15 protein-coding genes and 1 tRNA gene are annotated in these 19,225 nt (G+C 55.2%); all 16 read left to right on the top strand.

The genetic code is table 11. The features are described from left to right. Nucleotides 1-109: 109 nt before the first annotated feature. The 16 genes from JOE33_RS09455 to JOE33_RS09530 all read left to right on the top strand — a co-directional run bounded on the left by JOE33_RS09455 (nucleotide 110) and on the right by JOE33_RS09530 (nucleotide 19,195). Complete coding sequence (locus JOE33_RS09455; protein WP_187625173.1) at nucleotides 110-1,837, top strand: tetratricopeptide repeat protein; 1,728 nt, start codon at nucleotides 110-112, stop codon at nucleotides 1,835-1,837. Nucleotides 1,838-1,841: 4 nt separating this feature from the next. Beyond that, nucleotides 1,842-2,459 (top strand): lipoprotein insertase outer membrane protein LolB, encoded by a 618-nt coding sequence (gene lolB, locus JOE33_RS09460; protein ID WP_010430230.1) that lies wholly within the window; start codon nucleotides 1,842-1,844, stop codon nucleotides 2,457-2,459. Nucleotides 2,460-2,461: 2 nt separating this feature from the next. Next, on the top strand, nucleotides 2,462-3,310 hold the full coding sequence (gene ispE / locus JOE33_RS09465; protein ID WP_010430233.1) for a 4-(cytidine 5'-diphospho)-2-C-methyl-D-erythritol kinase: 849 nt from the start codon (nucleotides 2,462-2,464) through the stop codon (nucleotides 3,308-3,310). A 37-nt stretch (nucleotides 3,311-3,347) separates the two neighbouring features. Continuing rightward, a tRNA-Gln gene (locus JOE33_RS09470) sits at nucleotides 3,348-3,422 on the top strand. A gap of 45 nt (nucleotides 3,423-3,467) precedes the next feature. Continuing rightward, nucleotides 3,468-4,409, top strand: coding sequence for a ribose-phosphate pyrophosphokinase (locus JOE33_RS09475; protein WP_003317125.1), 942 nt, complete (start codon nucleotides 3,468-3,470; stop codon nucleotides 4,407-4,409). A gap of 124 nt (nucleotides 4,410-4,533) precedes the next feature. Continuing rightward, nucleotides 4,534-5,148: a 50S ribosomal protein L25/general stress protein Ctc gene (locus JOE33_RS09480; RefSeq protein WP_003317126.1), complete on the top strand. Its 615-nt coding sequence runs from the start codon at nucleotides 4,534-4,536 to the stop codon at nucleotides 5,146-5,148. A gap of 164 nt (nucleotides 5,149-5,312) precedes the next feature. Further along, a complete protein-coding gene (gene pth, locus JOE33_RS09485) occupies nucleotides 5,313-5,897 on the top strand; it encodes an aminoacyl-tRNA hydrolase (protein ID WP_003317127.1) in 585 nt (194 codons plus the stop codon). Between the two features lie 21 nt (nucleotides 5,898-5,918). Then, nucleotides 5,919-7,019, top strand: a complete 1,101-nt coding sequence (gene ychF, locus JOE33_RS09490; RefSeq protein WP_004663905.1) for a redox-regulated ATPase YchF — start codon at nucleotides 5,919-5,921, stop codon at nucleotides 7,017-7,019. A 308-nt stretch (nucleotides 7,020-7,327) separates the two neighbouring features. Then, nucleotides 7,328-8,401 carry a dTDP-glucose 4,6-dehydratase gene (gene rfbB / locus JOE33_RS09495; protein ID WP_054992422.1) on the top strand — a complete coding sequence of 358 codons (1,074 nt, stop codon included), beginning with the start codon at nucleotides 7,328-7,330 and terminating at the stop codon, nucleotides 8,399-8,401. Beyond that, a complete protein-coding gene (gene rfbD, locus JOE33_RS09500; RefSeq protein WP_187625187.1) occupies nucleotides 8,401-9,306 on the top strand; it encodes a dTDP-4-dehydrorhamnose reductase in 906 nt (301 codons plus the stop codon). The genes rfbB and rfbD overlap by 1 nt, the downstream gene beginning before the upstream one ends. Then, nucleotides 9,303-10,193, top strand: a complete 891-nt coding sequence (gene rfbA, locus JOE33_RS09505; RefSeq protein WP_002552131.1) for a glucose-1-phosphate thymidylyltransferase RfbA — start codon at nucleotides 9,303-9,305, stop codon at nucleotides 10,191-10,193. The genes rfbD and rfbA overlap by 4 nt, the downstream gene beginning before the upstream one ends. Nucleotides 10,194-10,232: 39 nt before the next feature. Continuing rightward, on the top strand, nucleotides 10,233-11,144 hold the full coding sequence (locus JOE33_RS09510; protein WP_187625174.1) for a glycosyltransferase family 2 protein: 912 nt from the start codon (nucleotides 10,233-10,235) through the stop codon (nucleotides 11,142-11,144). Nucleotides 11,145-11,841: 697 nt separating this feature from the next. After that, the gene (gene rfbC / locus JOE33_RS09515; RefSeq protein ID WP_054992427.1) at nucleotides 11,842-12,387 is read left to right on the top strand and encodes a dTDP-4-dehydrorhamnose 3,5-epimerase; all 546 of its coding nucleotides are present in this window, start codon (nucleotides 11,842-11,844) and stop codon (nucleotides 12,385-12,387) included. Continuing rightward, complete coding sequence (locus JOE33_RS09520) at nucleotides 12,387-13,214, top strand: ABC transporter permease (RefSeq protein WP_054992428.1); 828 nt, start codon at nucleotides 12,387-12,389, stop codon at nucleotides 13,212-13,214. The genes rfbC and JOE33_RS09520 overlap by 1 nt, the downstream gene beginning before the upstream one ends. Beyond that, a complete protein-coding gene (locus tag JOE33_RS09525) occupies nucleotides 13,204-14,571 on the top strand; it encodes an ABC transporter ATP-binding protein (protein ID WP_096129837.1) in 1,368 nt (455 codons plus the stop codon). Before JOE33_RS09520 ends, JOE33_RS09525 begins: the two co-directional genes overlap by 11 nt. After that, nucleotides 14,564-19,195 (top strand): glycosyltransferase, encoded by a 4,632-nt coding sequence (locus JOE33_RS09530; RefSeq protein ID WP_187625175.1) that lies wholly within the window; start codon nucleotides 14,564-14,566, stop codon nucleotides 19,193-19,195. Before JOE33_RS09525 ends, JOE33_RS09530 begins: the two co-directional genes overlap by 8 nt. The last annotated feature ends 30 nt before the right edge of the window (nucleotides 19,196-19,225 follow it).

Raw genomic sequence — 19,225 nt, forward strand, 5'->3', positions numbered from 1 at the left:
CGCGACACTGCAAACACACGCATTGCATCAGTTTTTCCGACGGCTGTGGGTTTTGCCAACAGCCTTGTGTCATGATGCTCCCACCGCAGGTAAGCCGCCCTTCTTATATATGAATAGATCCTCCGCGTTGTTCCTTGCTCTCGCCTTTCTAGGTGGCTGTCAGTCCATGACCCCCGCCTCGTCACAGCCTGTGCCCGCTCAAAAGGACGCCCAGCCCGCGCCTGAAGCCAAGCCGCAGGTCTATGGTTCGTTCACTCAGGACACCCTGGTCAGCCTGTTGAGCGCGGAGCTGGCGGGCCAGCGCAACCGCTTCGACATCGCCCTGGACAACTACGTGACCCAGGCGATCAAGACTCAAGACCCGGGGGTCTCGGAGCGCGCTTATCAGATCGCCGAGTACATGGGCGCCGATCAGTCGGCGCTGGATACCGCGCTGATCTGGGCGAGGAACGCACCGGGCAATCTTGAAGCACAGCGAGCTGCCGCCATTCAACTGGCGCGCGCCGGTCGTTACGACGATTCGCTGGTGTACATGGAGAGAGTCCTGCAAGGCCAGGGCGATACGCACTTCGACTTCCTTGCCCTGTCGGCCGCCGAAACAGATCCGGACACCCGCAATGGTCTGCTCAAGAGCTTTGACCGACTGCTGGGCAAATACCCGAACAACGGCCAGCTGATTTTCGGCAAGGCGTTGTTGCTGCAGCAGAACGGTGACTCCGAACGGTCGTTGAAACTGCTCGAAGACAACCCACCGAAAGAAGGTGAAATCGCGCCGATCCTGTTGCACGCCCGCCTGCTGCAAAGCATGAATCGAGGCAAGGAAGCGGTGCCCCTGCTGGAAAAAAGCATCAAGGAATACCCGGACGACAAGCGCCTGCGCCTGACGTATGCGCGCATGCTCGTCGAGCAGAACCGCATGGAAGACGCCAAAGTGCAGTTTTCCGCGCTCTTGCAGCAGTATCCGGATGACGACGAGCTGCGCTTCTCGCTGGCACTGGTGTGCCTTGAAGCCAAGGCCTGGGACGAAGCAGCGGGCTATCTGGAAGAACTGATCGCCCGCGGCGCGCATGTCGATTCGGCGCACCTGAATCTGGGCCGCATCCACGAAGAGCGCGAGGACCCGCAAAGCGCACTCAACGAATACGCTCAGGTAGGCCCTGGCCCGGACTTCCTGGCAGCGCAGTTGCGCCAGGCCGATATTCTGGTCAGCAATGGCAACGGTGCGGAAGCCGCCAAACGGTTGTCCGAAGCACGCGCCGAAGAGCCCGATTATGCAGTCCAGCTGTACCTGATCGAAGCCGAAACCCTGACCAGCAATGATCAACTGGATCGTGGCTGGCAGGTGTTGAATCAGGCGCTCAAGCAATACCCTGACGACGCCAACCTGCTGTATACCCGCGCCATGCTGGCTGAAAAACGCAATGATCTGGCCCAGATGGAAAAAGACCTGCGGAGCATCATCAAGCGCGAGCCGGAAAACGCCATGGCGCTGAATGCGCTGGGCTACACCCTTTCCGATCGGACCACGCGCTATACCGAAGCACGCGAATTGATCGAAAAAGCCCACAAGATCAACCCTGATGACCCGGCAGTGCTCGACAGCCTTGGCTGGGTGAACTACCGCCTGGGTAATCTGGACGATGCCGAGCGCTACCTGCGCCAGGCCCTCGAACGCTACCCCGACCACGAAGTAGCCGCCCATCTTGGCGAAGTACTCTGGGCCAAGGGCGAGCAGCGCGAAGCCAAAAAAGTCTGGGCCAAGGCCCTGGAACAACAACCCGACAGCACCGTCCTGCGCAGCACATTGCGACGCTTGACCGGATCAGAGACCCTTTGACGTTATGTTTTTGCGCCACGTAATCGTATTCAGCCTCATCGCCCTGCTCACCGGCTGCGCCGGCCTCACCTCCCGCGAAGCCGTTCAGGGCAAGGGTGACCCCGCGCAATGGCGCGAGCACAAACAACAACTGAGCAGCCTCGATGGCTGGCAGATCAACGGCAAGGTCGGTATCCGCGCGCCAAAAGACTCAGGCAGCGGCACCCTGTTCTGGCTGCAGCGCCAGGATTATTACGACATTCGCCTGTCCGGCCCGCTCGGTCGTGGCGCGGCGCGCTTGACCGGCAGGCCGGGGGCGGTGGTGCTCGAAGTCGCCAATCAGGGCCGCTACGAAGCCACGTCGCCAGAATCACTGCTGCAGGACCAACTGGGCTGGAAACTGCCCGTGTCTCATCTTGTATGGTGGGTACGCGGCCTGCCGGCACCGGACAGCAAAAGCAGCGTCACACTCGATGGCGACAGCCGGCTGGCCAGCCTTGAACAGGATGGCTGGCAGGTGGAATACCTCAGTTACGTCGAGCAGAACGGCTACTGGCTGCCGGAGCGCGTCAAGCTGCACGGTCAGGATCTGGACGTAACGCTGGTCATCAAGGACTGGCAGCCTCGCAAACTGGGGCAATGACCATGAGCACGCCACAACTGGTTTTGCCTGCCCCGGCAAAACTCAACCTCATGTTGCACATTCTGGGACGCCGCCCTGACGGCTATCACGAACTGCAGACGCTGTTTCAGTTTCTCGATTACGGCGACGAACTGGGTTTTACCGTTCGCGACGATGGCGAGATTCGCCTGCAGACCGACGTTCCCGGTGTCCCGCATGACAGCAACCTGATCGTCAAAGCCGCCCGCGCCCTGCAAAAACAGTCCGGTTGCACACTGGGCATGGACATCTGGCTGGAAAAACGCCTGCCCATGGGGGGCGGTATCGGCGGCGGCAGCTCGGATGCAGCGACCACCCTGCTCGCCCTGAATCATTTATGGCAGCTCGGCTGGGATGAGGATCGCCTGGCGCAACTGGGCCTGACACTCGGCGCCGATGTACCGGTTTTCGTACGTGGACATGCCGCTTTTGCTGAGGGCGTCGGTGAAATTCTCACCCCGGTGGACCCGGAAGAACCGTGGTATTTGGTACTCGTTCCGCAAGTCGCTGTAAGTACAGCAGAAATTTTTTCAGATCCGTTGTTGACACGCGACACGCCGCCCATTAAAGTGCGCCCCGTTCCCAAGGGAAACAGTCGAAATGACTGTAAGGCGGTTGTAGAGAGGCGTTACCCAGAAGTACGTAACGCTTTGAATTTGTTAGGTAAATTTACCGAAGCAAAATTAACCGGAACTGGAAGTTGTGTGTTTGGGGCCTTCCCAAACAAAGCTGAAGCTGATAAAGTCTCGGCCCTTCTTACAGAGACCCTTACGGGGTTCGTAGCGAAAGGAAGCAACATCTCGATGTTGCATCGCAAGCTGCAAATTCTGTAGCAGGAATTGAGTGCCAGGCACTCGATTGATTCAATACAGGGGCGTCGCCAAGCGGTAAGGCAGCAGGTTTTGATCCTGCCATGCGTTGGTTCGAATCCAGCCGCCCCTGCCATTTTCTATACTCATCCAGGTTACCCTCAGCCTCTAGGTACTGCGCGTGTCCAAGATGATGGTCTTTACGGGGAATGCCAACCCCGATCTCGCTCGGCGTGTAGTACGTCAGCTGCATATCCCACTGGGTGATGTTTCTGTTGGAAAATTCTCCGACGGTGAAATCAGCACTGAGATTAATGAAAACGTCCGCGGTAAAGACGTCTTTATCATTCAGCCGACCTGCGCACCCACGAACGACAACCTGATGGAACTCGTCGTGATGGCTGATGCCTTCCGTCGCTCCTCAGCGTCCCGAATCACTGCTGTGATTCCCTACTTTGGTTATGCCCGCCAGGATCGCCGTCCGCGCTCCGCTCGTGTTGCAATCAGCGCAAAAGTTGTCGCTGACATGCTGACCGTAGTGGGAATCGACCGTGTGCTCACGGTTGATCTTCATGCTGACCAGATTCAGGGCTTCTTCGACATTCCGGTAGATAACATCTACGGCTCCCCCGTTCTGGTGGATGACATCGAAGATCAGCGCTTTGAAAACCTGATGATCGTTTCCCCGGATATCGGTGGTGTCGTGCGTGCACGTGCTGTCGCCAAATCCCTGGGTGTCGATCTCGGTATCATCGACAAACGCCGTGAGAAAGCCAATCACTCCGAAGTGATGCATATCATTGGTGATGTCGAAGGGCGTACCTGCATTCTGGTTGATGACATGGTCGATACCGCCGGCACTCTGTGCCACGCGGCCAAGGCCCTGAAAGAGCATGGTGCTGCCAAGGTCTTCGCCTACTGCACACACCCTGTGTTGTCGGGTAGGGCGATCGAAAACATTGAAAATTCCGTGCTGGACGAACTGGTGGTGACCAACACCATCCCGTTGTCCGCCGCAGCTCAAGCCTGTGGCCGTATCCGTCAACTGGATATTGCCCCGGTAGTCGCCGAAGCGGTTCGCCGCATCAGCAACGAAGAATCGATCAGCGCGATGTTCCGTTAACTGACATCACGCAGACGAAAAGCGCCCCGCCCTGACATCCGGTCAGGGCGGGGCTTTTTTGCCCATACCATCCGAGCGCTGGTCGCAAACGCAACGGTGGATGTGGTTAATTTGGAGATACAACATGAACGAATTTACCCTGAATGCAGAACAGCGTTCCGACCTGGGGAAAGGTGCGAGCCGCCGCCTGCGTCGTCTCGCTAGCCTGGTTCCAGCTGTAGTCTACGGTGGCGACAAAGCCCCCGAGTCCATCAGCATGCTGGCCAAGGAAGTTGCCAAACTGCTGGAAAACGATGCGGCCTACAGCCACATCATCGAGCTGAACGTTGGTGGCAAGAAGCAAAACGTCATCATCAAGGCGCTGCAACGTCACCCGGCCAAGGGCCACGTGATGCACGCTGACTTCGTGCGCGTTATTGCCGGCCAGAAACTGACCGCAATCGTGCCGATCCACTTCCTGAACGAAGAAGCTCCGGTCAAGAAAGGCGGCGAGATCTCGCACACTACCACTGAACTGGAAGTGACCTGCCTGCCGAAAGACCTGCCTGAGTTCATCGAAGTTGATCTGGGCGCGCTGGAAGTGGGTGACAACGTTCACCTGTCCGAACTGAAAGCCCCTAAAGGCGTTGAGTTCGTCGCTTTGGCACACGGTACTGACCTGGCAATCGCCAACGTCCACGCACCGCGTATCGTCAAAGACGAAGAAGAAGGTGAAGCTGAAGAAGGCGCTGCCGAGTAATTCATTACTTGGTAACGTCGGAGTTGCTCAGGAGACATCGCGAGCGATAGCAGGCAAAGCGGGCGAGATCGCTGAGTTTACATCATGGTAAATGAGCAGTTTTCGTCCACATTGCCGCTGTCGTCAGCGGTTCAACCCTCAACTCCAAAGGAAGAGCCCCTGTCGTGACCGCCATACAACTGATCGTGGGCCTGGGAAATCCGGGCGCCGAATACGAACAGACCCGGCATAACGCAGGGGCTTTTTTTGTTGAGCGTATTGCTGCGGCGCAACGAGTCAACCTCGTTCCCGAGCGCAAATTCTTTGGCCTGACCGGGCGCTTTACGCACCAGGGTCAGGATGTTCGTCTGCTGATTCCCACCACCTACATGAACCGCAGCGGCCAGGCTGTCGCGGCACTCGCCGGCTTTTATCGCATTCCGGTCGAGTCGATTCTGGTGGCGCATGACGAACTTGACCTGCCTCCGGGCGTTGCCAAACTCAAAGTAGGCGGCGGTCACGGCGGTCATAACGGGCTGCGCGACATCATTGCGCAGCTCGGCAATCAGAACACATTCCATCGCTTGCGGCTTGGCATTGGCCACCCGGGCGATGCCAGCAAGGTATCCGGCTTTGTCCTGGGTCGAGCGCCACGCGCCGAGCAGGAAAAACTGGACGCCAGTATCGACTTTGCCCTCGGCGTGCTGCCGGATATCTTCGCCGGTGAATGGAACCGGGCGATGAAAAACCTGCACAGCCAGAAGGCCTGACATCACTCGAGGGGAAACACCATGGGATTCAATTGCGGCATCGTCGGCCTGCCTAACGTCGGCAAGTCCACCCTGTTCAACGCCCTGACCAAATCTGGTATCGCGGCCGAGAACTTCCCCTTCTGCACCATCGAACCGAACAGCGGTATCGTGCCGATGCCCGACCCGCGCCTGGCGGCCCTGGCAGCCATCGTCAACCCGAAACGCATCCTGCCGACCACCATGGAGTTCGTCGACATCGCCGGCCTCGTGGCAGGCGCTTCGAAGGGCGAAGGCCTGGGCAACAAGTTTCTCGCCAACATCCGCGAGACCGACGCCATCGCCCACGTGGTGCGCTGCTTTGAAGACGAGAACGTGATTCACGTTTCCAACAGCGTCGACCCCAAACGCGACATCGAGATCATCGATCTGGAACTGATCTTCGCCGACCTCGACAGCTGCGAAAAGCAACTGCAAAAGGTCACGCGCAATGCCAAGGGTGGCGACAAGGACGCAGTGGTCCAGAAAGGCCTGCTGGAACAATTGATTGCACACTTCAGCGAAGGCAAGCCTGCACGCAGCCTGATGAAGAGCATGAGCAACGACGAGAAAGCCACCATCCGCGGCTTCCACCTGCTGACCACCAAGCCGGTCATGTACATTGCCAACGTCGCCGAAGACGGTTTCGAGAACAACCCGCTGCTGGACGTGGTCCGCGCCATTGCCGAAGAAGAAGGCGCAATGCTGGTGCCGGTCTGCAACAAGATCGAAGCCGAAATCGCCGAGCTCGATGACGGCGAAGAGAAAGACATGTTCCTCGAAGCCCTGGGCCTCGAAGAACCCGGCCTGAACCGCGTGATTCGCGCTGGCTACGAAATGCTCCACCTGCAGACCTACTTCACCGCTGGCGTCGAAGAAGTGCGCGCCTGGACCGTCCGCGTCGGTGCCACCGCACCACAAGCCGCAGGCGTTATCCATACCGACTTCGAAAAAGGCTTCATCCGCGCCGAAGTGGTGGCGTATGACGACTTCATCCAGTTCAAGGGTGAGGCCGGCGCCAAGGAAGCCGGAAAGTGGCGCCTGGAAGGCAAGGAATACATCGTCAAAGACGGTGATGTGATGCATTTCCGGTTTAACGTCTAAGCATCACGCATGCCCAGAGGGCGCTCGGCAAGAGCGCGCTCCGATCACCGCGAAAGCCCCATTATCTGGGGCTTTCGTGTTTTTTATGCACGGCCATTTTCAAGCGCGCCACACTCTCGCCGATACCCTCAAATTTTTGATGGGGATGTCTGTTTTTATATGTAAAATGTCGTTTTTTAACCGTCGCTCATCCACGTCCATTTAAACATGCATGTTTAACGCAGCAGATGTCTGAAAGACGCAGGCCGATCAGCGATTGTTTCCACGGACCGGGCAGAGCCTTGTCACAACCCAAGGTAGATACTCTTTTGAAGATCTTAGTAACAGGCGGTGCAGGCTTCATCGGTTCGGCGGTCATCAGGCACATCATTGCCAACACAACCGATTCCGTCGTTAACGTCGACAAGCTGACCTATGCAGGCAACCTCGAGTCGCTGCAGTCGGCCGATCAAAGCGAGCGCTACGCGTTTGAGCATGTCGATATCTGCAACCGCGAGGACGTGGATCGGGTGTTCAAAGAACACCAACCCGATGCCGTCATGCACCTGGCGGCCGAATCGCATGTCGATCGCTCGATCACTGGTCCTTCGGAGTTTATCCAGACCAACATCATCGGCACCTATACGCTGCTTGAAGCTGCACGAGGCTACTGGAACCAGCTGGATGAAGCACGCAAGGCCAACTTCCGCTTTCATCACATCTCCACCGATGAAGTGTACGGCGACCTGGAAGGTCCGGAAGATCTCTTCACCGAGACAACGCCTTACCAGCCAAGCTCACCCTACTCGGCCAGCAAGGCCAGCTCTGACCACCTGGTACGCGCCTGGAGCCGCACTTACGGCTTGCCCACGCTGGTAACCAACTGCTCCAACAATTATGGCCCGTGCCATTTCCCGGAGAAGCTGATCCCGCTGATCATTCTCAATGCGCTGGAAGGCAAACCGCTACCCATCTACGGAAAAGGTGATCAGGTTCGTGACTGGCTCTACGTAGAAGATCATGCCCGCGCATTGTACAAAGTCGTCACCGAAGGCGAGATCGGCGAGACCTATAACATCGGTGGCCACAACGAGAAGCAGAACCTCGAAGTGGTCAACACTGTCTGCGCCCTGCTCGACCAGATGCGTCCGGATTCAGCTCATCGCCCGCATGCCAGCCTGATCACTTATGTGCAGGACCGCCCAGGCCATGACCTGCGCTACGCTATCGATGCCAGCAAGATTCAGCGCGAGCTGGGCTGGGTACCGGAAGAAAGCTTCGAATCCGGCATCCGCAAGACGGTGCAATGGTATCTCGATAACCCTGAATGGGTTGCTCACGTGAAGAGCGGAAGCTACCAGCAATGGATCGACAAGAACTACACAGCGCGCGCCGATAAATGATGAAAATTCTTCTGCTGGGCAAAAACGGCCAGGTGGGTTGGGAGTTGCAACGTTCACTCGCTGTAGTGGGTGAAGTTATAGCTCTTGACCGCCATAGCGTATCGACGGCCTATGGCGAGCTTTCTGGCGATCTGTCTGATCTGGATGGCTTGCGCAATACCATTCGCAGCGTTAAACCGCAGGTCATCGTCAACGCCGCAGCCTACACTGCAGTCGACAAGGCCGAAACCGAGCGTGAGCTTGCGCACAGGGTCAATGCGCTGGCCAGCCAGGTACTGGCAGAGGAAGCACGCACGCTGGACGCGCTATTGGTTCATTACTCGACCGATTATGTGTTCGACGGTTCGAGCAACACCGCATGGAAAGAAGGCGATGTCGTGTCGCCGGTCAACTATTACGGCGCAACCAAACTTGCAGGCGAGCAACTTATCGCTGCCTCAGGTTGCAAGCACCTGATCTTCCGTACCAGCTGGGTTTATGCCGCACGCGGCAACAACTTTGCCAAAACCATGCTGCGCCTTGCAAAAGATCGCCCGACGCTCAATGTGATCGCCGATCAGATTGGAGCGCCTACAGGTGCCGAGTTGCTGGCCGACATAGCGACGGCTGCCCTTCTTCAGACGCTGGCGAAGCCGGAGTTGTGCGGCATCTACAACCTGGCACCTGCCGGCGAAGTGTCATGGCATGCCTACGCGCAGTATGTGATTGATTTCGCCCGCGCCCACGGGGAACCCCTGGCGGTGGAAACGATCAACCCCATCGGCACAATCGAATACCCGACACCCGCGCAACGCCCTCTGAATTCGCGTCTGAACACAGAAAAGCTGCGCCACAATTTTTCTCTGCACCTGCCTGACTGGCAAAGTGGTGTAGCCCGAATGCTCATGGAAACTCTGAACAAATGACCACCATTAATCGTAAAGGCATCATCCTGGCCGGCGGCTCGGGCACTCGTCTGCATCCGCTTACCCTTGGCGTATCCAAGCAGATGCTGCCTATCTACGACAAACCGATGATTTTCTACCCCCTGTCGGTGTTGATGCTGGCAGGCATGCGTGAAGTCCTGATCATCTCCACGCCAGAAGACCTGCCGAGCTTCCGCAAGCTGCTGGGCGACGGCAGCCAATACGGCATTCAGCTCACCTATGCAGAGCAACCGACTCCTGATGGCCTGGCACAGGCGTTCATCATCGGCGAAGAATTCATCGGTGAAGATCCTTGCTGCCTGATCCTGGGCGACAACATCTTTTACGGTCAGCACTTCTCCGACAACCTGCGCTCGGCCAGCCAGCAGACCAGCGGTGCTACCGTCTTCGGTTACCACGTTTCCGATCCTGAGCGATTTGGCGTTGTCGAGTTCGACGAAACCGGTCGCGCCTTGAGCATCGAAGAGAAGCCTGCAGCACCCAAGTCGAGCTATGCAGTCACCGGCCTGTACTTCTACGACAATCAGGTTGTCGAAATAGCGAAGAACATCAAGCCTTCAGAGCGCGGCGAGCTGGAAATCACTGACGTGAACCGTGCTTATCTCGAGCAGAAAAGTCTGACCGTGGAAATTCTCGGTCGTGGCTTTGCGTGGCTCGACACAGGCACTCATGAGTCGCTGCTGGAAGCGAGCCATTTCGTGCACACCATCGAGCAGCGTCAGGGCTGGAAAGTTGCCTGCCTGGAAGAGATCGCCTACACCAACGGCTGGATCACTGCCGCGCAGCTGGGTGAGCAAGCTCAGAAACTGAAGAAGACTGGCTACGGCCAATATCTGCAGAAGCTGCTGGATCTGGGCTCGTTCTAAGACTGTAAACTCCATCCCCCATACCGCAAGGCTGACAGTATGTCATCTGTGTTCCCCAAGGTAGCCGTGCTGCTGGCAGCCTATAACGGTATGGCGTGGATAGAGGCGCAACTTGACTCCATTCTGAAGCAGACAAATGTCTGCGTCAGCGTATTCATCAGTGTCGATACCTCCACGGACGGCACTGAAGCATGGTGTGCTGACTACGCGCAGCGTCATGCGAATATCACCCTGCTGCCGCCTGCCGGACGATTTGGCGGAGCGTCACGCAACTTCTTCCGCTTGATCCGGGATGTCCACTTCTCGACGTTTGATTACGTGGCGTTCTCCGATCAAGATGATCTCTGGCATCCGGACAAGCTTCAGCGCGCCGTATCGGCCTTGGCGACGGGTCATCACGATGCCTATTCCAGCAATGTCACCGCATTCTGGCCCGATGGGCAGCGCGTACTGCTGGACAAGGCTCAGCCTCAGGTCCAGTGGGACTATCTGTTCGAAGCTGCCGGCCCCGGCTGCACCTATGTGTTGAATCGCCGGCTTGCAGATGCCTTCAAGTCATCACTCCTTTCCCACTGGGACGAAGCTCAGGCCGTCAGCCTGCACGACTGGTACTGTTACGCATATGCTCGCAGTCACGGCTTCCAATGGCTTATCGATCCGGTTTCAGGCATGGACTACCGTCAACACGCCAACAATCAGGTTGGAGCCAATACCGGACTTGCCTCACTCATCAGTCGACTGAAAAAGATTGCTGATGGCTGGTGGGCCGGGCAGGTATTACTCATTGGCCGTTTGACCGGAAACAACCAACTGCAAACTGCGGGAAAGCAAGGGAGTACACGGCTGTCGTTCCTGAAGCTCGCGCTCAAGGCACCGCAATGCCGCAGGAGACCGCGAGACAAGATTTTCTTCGTTGTTGCGTGCCTGGCAGCAATGTTAAACAAGCCTTGACTGCCAAATAGCCACTCGCGCCAGCTCTTGGCCAATGAGAACGATGCAGCCTGATTAAACAAATGATCAGATGTCCCGTATCGCAACCCCTTGAAAATAATAACTTTCAACATCTACACCCAAACTAGAGAGGGCGTTGGACGCTGCACCGCAGCTATCAGTCAGCGCACCGAAACCGCTTAATTTCGCAGGGCGCCGAATGTTCTCAAGCGGCGGCTTATGTTAATGTGCTGGCCTTTGTTTTCGGTATCAAAAGCGCAAAGAAGCCAGTGTAACCGGGCTGAACGGAACCAGCCTCGGAAGGTGGGGTCACTTGTACCGCCCAACCAGGGATGACGGGACTCGAGTCACCCACACGGCCATGAGCTCAGATACCGGACGCGCTTCAATTCGTAAAACCGTCCTGCAATGAAGACCTAGTGTTGCTCATCGTCGGAACCTACATCGGAAAACCAAAAATAGACGATGCATGCCCCGCGCCCTTCAGTATTAACAGACCTACCCCCTTATCCAGCGCAGACATCTTCCGCCCAGGTGGACAGTCTATGGCGCATCCGACGCCCATGAGCCTCGACATCGTAAAACGCGTTTTAGTGGCGCAATCAAATTCCATGGCGCAGGCGTTTTTCAACACACGCCTGCCCCAGCCAGGGCCATATGAGCAGACCCTGATGAGCATCCCGGAGATACGTTACCTATGAATGCAACACGCCTCGCCATTCCAGACGTCATCGTATTCGAGCCCAAGACCTTCGGCGACGATCGCGGCTTTTTCTTTGAAAGCTTCAACCAGAAGGCATTCGAAGAGGTCGTTGGGCGGACTGTAACGTTCGTTCAGGACAACCACTCCCGCTCGGTGAAAGGCGTTCTTCGCGGTTTGCATTATCAAATTCAACAGCCGCAGGCCAAGCTCGTCCGGGTAACCGTGGGAGAAGTCTTTGATGTCGCGGTCGACCTGCGCAAGAGCTCCCCGACCTTCGGCAAGTGGGTGGGGATGCATCTCACCGCCGAAAACAAAAAACAACTGTGGATTCCGGAAGGCTTTGCGCACGGCTTCGTCGTACTGTCCGAAAACGCCGAGTTCCTTTACAAGACCACCGATTACTGGGCGCCGGAACATGAGCGCAGCCTTGCCTGGAACGACGCCACCGTGGGCATTGACTGGCCATTCGGCGAAGCGCCCTCCCTGTCCGCCAAAGATCAGAAAGCCGTGGCATTCGAAAACGCCGAGGTGTTCGCTTAATGAACCCTCATAAAACCCCTTCGGCGGGCCCTTTACGGCTCGTCAGCAGTCTGTGGACCAACCGCTCATTGATCTCGCAAATGACCAAGCGAGAAGTCATTGGTCGCTACCGCGGCTCAGTGATGGGCCTGGCGTGGTCATTCTTCAATCCGGTGTTGATGCTGGCGGTATATACCTTCGTATTCTCCGAAATCTTCAGCGCACGTTGGGTAGGCGTCGACACCGGCAAAGGCGGCTTCGCTATTCTGCTGTTCGTCGGGATGATCGTGCATGGTTTGTTTGCAGAGTGCGCCAACAGGGCACCTTCTCTGGTAATGAGTAACAGCAATTACGTCAAGAAGGTGGTGTTTCCCCTGGAAATTCTGCCGGTTATCACCTTGGGTTCGGCGCTCTTTCACAGTTGCATCAGCCTGATAGTGCTGGTGATGGCACAACTTCTGATCTCGCACACGCTTTTCTGGACGGCGCTGTTGTTCCCGCTGATTCTGGTGCCGCTGATTCTGGGCACGCTGGGTATCAGCTGGTTTCTCGCATCCCTCGGCGTGTACTTGCGCGACGTCGCGCAGGTCATCACGGTTCTGACAACCGTCCTGCTGTTTCTGTCACCGGTTCTTTACCCGGTAGCGGCGCTTCCTGAAGTCTATCGCCCTTGGCTGCAGATGAACCCGCTTACCTACATTATCGAAGAAAGCCGCAGCGTGCTGCTGTTCGGCAACCTTCCCCATTGGGACAGCCTGGGTATCGCCATTGTGATTGGCGCAGTAATTGCTGTCATGGGGTTCTGGTTTTTCCAAAAAACACGTAAAGGATTCGCTGATGTCATCTGATCAACCGGTTATCAGCGTACAAAACGTCTCGAAGTGTTTTTACACCTACGACAAACCTCATGACCGCTTGAAGCAAGCGCTAGTGCCAAGGCTTCAGCGCTGGTCTGGGCAGGAAACCACTACCACCTACGGTAAAGAGTTCTGGGCGTTACGCGACGTCAGCTTCAATGTTGCCAAAGGCGAAACAGTCGGCATCGTCGGCCGTAATGGTTCCGGCAAGTCAACCTTGCTGCAGATCATCTGCGGAACACTGAACCCGACTGTGGGCGAGATTCACACACGTGGCCGGGTGGCGGCCTTGCTGGAGCTCGGTTCCGGCTTCAACCCCGAGTTTACCGGCCGTGAAAACGTTTATCTGAACGCTGCTGTCCTTGGGCTGACGCGTGACGAAGTGGACGAGCGCTTTGATGCGATCGCCGGCTTTGCCGACATAGGCGAGTTCCTTGATCAGCCGGTCAAGTCCTACTCAAGCGGCATGGCCGTACGCCTGGCATTCGCGGTTCAGGCTCAGGTCGATCCGGAAATCCTTGTCGTCGATGAGGCACTTTCCGTTGGTGATGCCCGATTTCAGGCCAAGTGCTTTGAGCGCCTCAGGCAGCTGAAAGAAAATGGCACCAGCATCTTGCTCGTCACTCATTCCAGCGAGCAAGTGGTCACCCACTGCAATCGCGCCATTTTGCTGGAAAAGAGCAGGATCGAGATGATTGGGGAATCGCGCCCGGTCATCAACCGCTACACCGACCTTCTGTTCGGGCGTGAGAAGAGCCCTATTACCGACAAGAGCCTGGATCTCGCCGAAGCAGAGCGAGTGGAAACCGCCCCAGTCCAGACCGACAAGATAGCGCTGCGTTTTGACGAAGACGTGTACGCCAGCAGGCCTGGTTACAATCCCCATGAGTACCGTTGGGGGGATGGAGCTGCAACACTGCTCGACTTCCATCTGAGTGCATCGGGACGAGAGTTTCCCAACAGTGTCGAGTCCGGTGAGGACATCGTCATTGATCTGGCATTGCAATTCAATCGCACCGTGGTCAACCCGATTATCGGCTTTACGATCAAGACCAAAGAGGGTGTGACCGTTTATGGCACCAACTCTTACATGCAGGATTGCGAGGGCACAGGCCTGATAGGCAGCGCTGGCAAACAGGCAAAAGCGCGCGTGAAATTCAGAAACGCGCTGGCGACCGGTGATTACTTCATTTCCATCGGCATCGCCTCTCGGCAAAGCGAAGATATCGTGCCTCACGACCGACGCTATGATTCGATACATTTCGTCGTAGAACCTACTCCGAAGCTCCTGGGCTTGATAGACCTGGGGGCCTCCATGGAAATTGAACCGGTACTTGTTGATGTTTGAGCTTGATAGATGTGGCTACCTCCGTGATACAGATACATCTGTATGGGTTCGGACTGATTATCAGGGCATCGCCTACAGTGACGGCGATAGCTCGGAAAATGAGCTGGCGAAGATCGTTCGTGATGCAAGCGATGTCTCAGTGCTGTCGAGCGAGCTTCCGCATTACTGTACCGACTGGCCAAAGCTCTATCACCTTAGCTCCACTCGCGGAAATATCTTTCGCCCGTTCGAGCACCTTCTAAAAGGTAAATCAGTTCTCGAAATCGGTGCGGGTTGCGGTGCGATCAGCCGCTACCTCGGTGAGGTGGGTGCTAACGTGCTCGCGCTGGAAGGTAGCCCGCGCCGAGCTGCAATCGCAGCGAGCAGAACACGTGATCTGGATAATGTCACGGTGCTTGCTGAACGATTCGATGACCTGAAGATTGATCAGCAATTCGACGTAGTAACGCTCATAGGTGTACTCGAATACGCCAGCATGTTCAGCAATGACGAAGATCCTGCACTTGGGATGCTAAAACGGGTTAAAAAGCTGCTCAAACCCGACGGGTATCTGTTTATTGCCATTGAGAACCAACTTGGCCTGAAATATTTTGCCGGCGCGCCCGAGGATCACGTTGGTGTCGCCATGTACGGTATTGAGGGCCGGTATGTCGGCCGCCAGCCTAAGACATTCGGCCGCAAAGGCCTTGATCAGTTAGTAGCCCTCGCCGGCTTTGCTTCATCAAGCTTTTTATCGCCTTATCCGGACTACAAAATCCCCAATTCTCTGATCACAGAGAACGGTTTCAAAGCCAATAATTTTGACGCTGCTGCACTGGCCTGCCAGAACACTCGGAAAGATCCACAGTTACCATCGATCACCACATTTAACCTCGAAAAAGCTTGGCCGGTGGTGATCGAGAATCATCTGGGCATGGACCTCGCGAATTCGTTTATGGTCGTCGCTTCATGCCAGCCGTACGACGCAGTCCCTAGCAATGTCCTGGCGTATCACTACAGTACAGGGCGCAATGCAGAGTACTGCAAGGCAACGGTTTTCGTCGACACCAGCGAAGGCATCGAAGTCCAATACCAACGTCTAAGCACTATCGAAGCGGTAGACGACAGTGATGCCCCGTTCAGATTCATCCTTCCTGCAGCTCAAGGCTACGCAAAAGGCAACTTGCTCAGCCTACAATTTCTTGAAGCCTCAACAACGAAAGACTGGTCAGTTGAAACGTTCACGCCTTTTCTGACGACCTATATTGATTGCCTAAGCCAGCTCTTGGCTGCTGAAGAAAGCACTACTGAACTGGACAATATAGACGTTCGTTTACCTGGTCACTATATTGACGCAGTTGCACAAAACATAATTATTGATAGTGAAGGCAACCCACACCTCATAGATATAGAATGGGAGATGAAGGCAGGCGTCGAACTCGGCCATCTGCTAATGCGGGGCCTGCTGCTACTGATAGCGAATAAAGTACCCTTCTACCCAAGCACGACCATGATCAACAGACGTGATTTTATTCTTGAGTTGATTGGCAGCGTGGGCCTTGAGATCAAAGAGCAGGATCTGAACCGCTACGCGCTACTAGAAGCCATGTTTCAAGAAAAAGTCACCGGCCGCGAAGCTGTGAGCTTTCTTAATTGGTCACCAGAAGCGACCATTCAGAAAATGGGATCCTTGGGAGACAAAACGCCTAGAGTCGCGACGCTCTATATAGGTGATGCAGAGGGCGGTTTCAGAGAAGAGCGTACGATAAGTCAATTTGTACACGATGGGCGTCAGACCTTAGTGTTTACAGTTCCAGCGACCTACCGATGTGCAGCACTTCGCTTTGATCCAACCAATATTCGTCAATCCTTTTCGGTAGACGCAATCACTATTTATGACGCCAATTCGGAAGCATGGTCATGGCGTGACAGTGCCAGCGCACCTCTAGACTCTGCGGGTACGACCAAATTCGTTAACGACGTGAACGATAGCACAATGTTCATGGCATTGGATGATGACCCGCACCTCGTGCTTCCGGTTGATCTCAATTCGCTATTAGCTGGGAAGTCGTTCAAAATACAGATTACGTTCACATTATTTACGGAAGCTCAGGTCGCTGAGCGACTCCTTCAACAGGAAGAGGAGCTCAAGCTAGCGCTTGGGTCTATATCGGAATTGAATCTTAAAGACCGCTCAGCTTTAGACGCCGCCGAGGTAGCGAACCTTGCGGTAGAGGAAAATCATCGCGACGCTCTGGAAGAGCTCAAGGCTGAGAATCTGGCGGTGCAAGACAAGCATCGATTAGCCCTCGAAGAGCTTGAAGCTGCGCACCAAGCAGCCAAAGAGAATCACCGATTGGCTCTTGAGGAATTCGAAGCTGCACAGCTTGCCTCTCAGAAAAGCCATCGAATCGCGCAGGAGGAACGGGAGGCTGAAAATCTGGCCATTCAAGAAAACCACCGTGTTGCTATGGAAAATCTTGAGACGGCAAACCTTCAGATTCAGGCTGAGCACCGTCAGGCGTTAGCGGATATTGATGCCGCTACCCGAGAGGCGCAAGAAAAGCATAATGCCAAGCTAACAGAGCTTGAAATTGCGATTTTGGCAGCTCAGGAAAATCACCGTCTGGCACTCGTGGACAAAGATACGCATGTTCACAACTTGAACCTGCATATCATCGCGATGCAATCTTCGTACAGTTGGAAAGTCACTGCCCCGCTGAGGAAGATAACCAGGTCATTTTTCCGTGCAAAACGTCTTACTGCGTCGATTCCACTGATTGTTCAGCGAGGAGGCGGACTTTCCAGTACAGCGAAGAAGGCCTATCAAGTGTGGCGTCTCAGGGGACTCGCAGGTGTCATCGCACAGGCTCGCTGGGTTCAAGGTGAAGCTCAACATGCGTTCGTCGGAAGCGAGACGCGTGAAGTGCCTGATCGACACGATTATTCTCGATGGGTCCAATATTACGACACGTTGGGCGAAGCCGAAATCAATCGTATCAACGAGCACATGAACCGCTGGGTTGAGTACCCGCTCATTTCCATCATCATGCCAGTGTATAACCCACCACTGGATCTTCTGCGTGAAGCAGTGGACAGCGTGCGATCACAGCTCTATACCAATTGGGAACTATGTCTCGCTGACGATGCATCGACAAACCCTGCAGTGATCGAGTACCTGAAATCTTTGAAGGCGCAAGACAAACGCATCAAAGTTGTTTTCCGGGGTAGCAATGGTCACATCTCGCAGGCAAGCAACTCGGCACTGGGCGTCGCTAAAGGTCTTTTTGTTGCGTTAATGGACAATGATGACCTTCTCCCTGCTCATGCGCTTTACTGGATTGCTCGCACCATTCGCGAAAACCCGGATGCAGGATTGATCTACTCGGACGAGGACAAGATTGATACCGAAGGCAACCGCAGCTCGCCCTACTTCAAGTCAGACTGGAACGAGTTTCTGTTTCGTTCGCAAAATATGGTTTGTCACCTTGGAGCCTATCGTCGTGATCTCGTCAATGAGGTCGGGCAGTTCCGCGTAGGCTTCGAGGGTGCTCAGGATTATGACCTCGCCTTACGTTGCATAGAAAAACTTAAACGCGACCAGATTATTCATATTCCTCGAGTGCTTTATCATTGGCGGATACACGCTGGCAGTACAGCCATGGCTGGAGACGAAAAGCCTTATGCTGCATTGGCGGGAGTTAAAGCTCTTGATGAGCATTTGGAACGTCAAGGTAGGATTGGCTCGACAGAGTTGCTACCTACAGGTCAGTACCGTGTGCACTATAACCTGCCGACAACGCTGCCTCTTGTATCACTTGTCATACCGACAAGAAATGCTTACGCATTGGTCAAGCAGTGTATCGACAGCATCAAAAGCCTTACAACGTACAAAAATTACGAAATAATTCTGATTGATAACGGTTCTGACGATCCCGAATCGCTTGAATACTTTGCTCAAATCGATCAGGAAGAAAACATTCGCGTACTTCGAGACGATGGACCGTTTAACTACTCTGCGCTCAATAACGGTGCTGTGCGTATCGCCAAAGGTGAGCTGATTGGTCTCATCAACAACGATATCGAGGTGATCACACCTGAGTGGCTCAGCGAGATGGTTTCAATTGCGTTGCAGCCGAAGGTCGGTGCAGTAGGCGCAAGGCTCTGGTATCCAGACAATAGACTACAACATGGCGGTGTTGTGGTGGGCATAGGTGGCGTTGCCGGCCACGCACACAAGTATCTTCCAAAAGGTGCACATGGCTATTTCTGTAGAGCGGAGCTAATTCAGGAGTTTTCGGCGGTCACGGCCGCATGTCTGATCATTAAAAAGTCAATTTTTGATGAGGTAGGCGGGCTGGATGAGCAGCACTTGAAGATAGCATTCAATGACGTGGACTTCTGCTTACGGGTTCAGGAAGCTGGGTATCTCAACGTCTGGACACCGTTCTCTGAGTTGTACCACCATGAATCGGCGACACGCGGTCTGGAAGACACGCCTCAGAAACAGGAACGATTTGGGCATGAGATTCGCTACATCAAAAATCGCTGGCCGAACATCCAAGTGGACTACTCCTATAACCCGAACTTAACCCTGGACCACGAAGATTTCGGTCTGGCTTGGCCTCCAAGGTTTAAAAATTGATCGCAGTCGCCGAAAACATTCAATACAGCG

The organism is Pseudomonas sp. PvP027, from assembly GCF_017833005.1.
GTDB lineage: Bacteria > Pseudomonadota > Gammaproteobacteria > Pseudomonadales > Pseudomonadaceae > Aquipseudomonas > Aquipseudomonas congelans.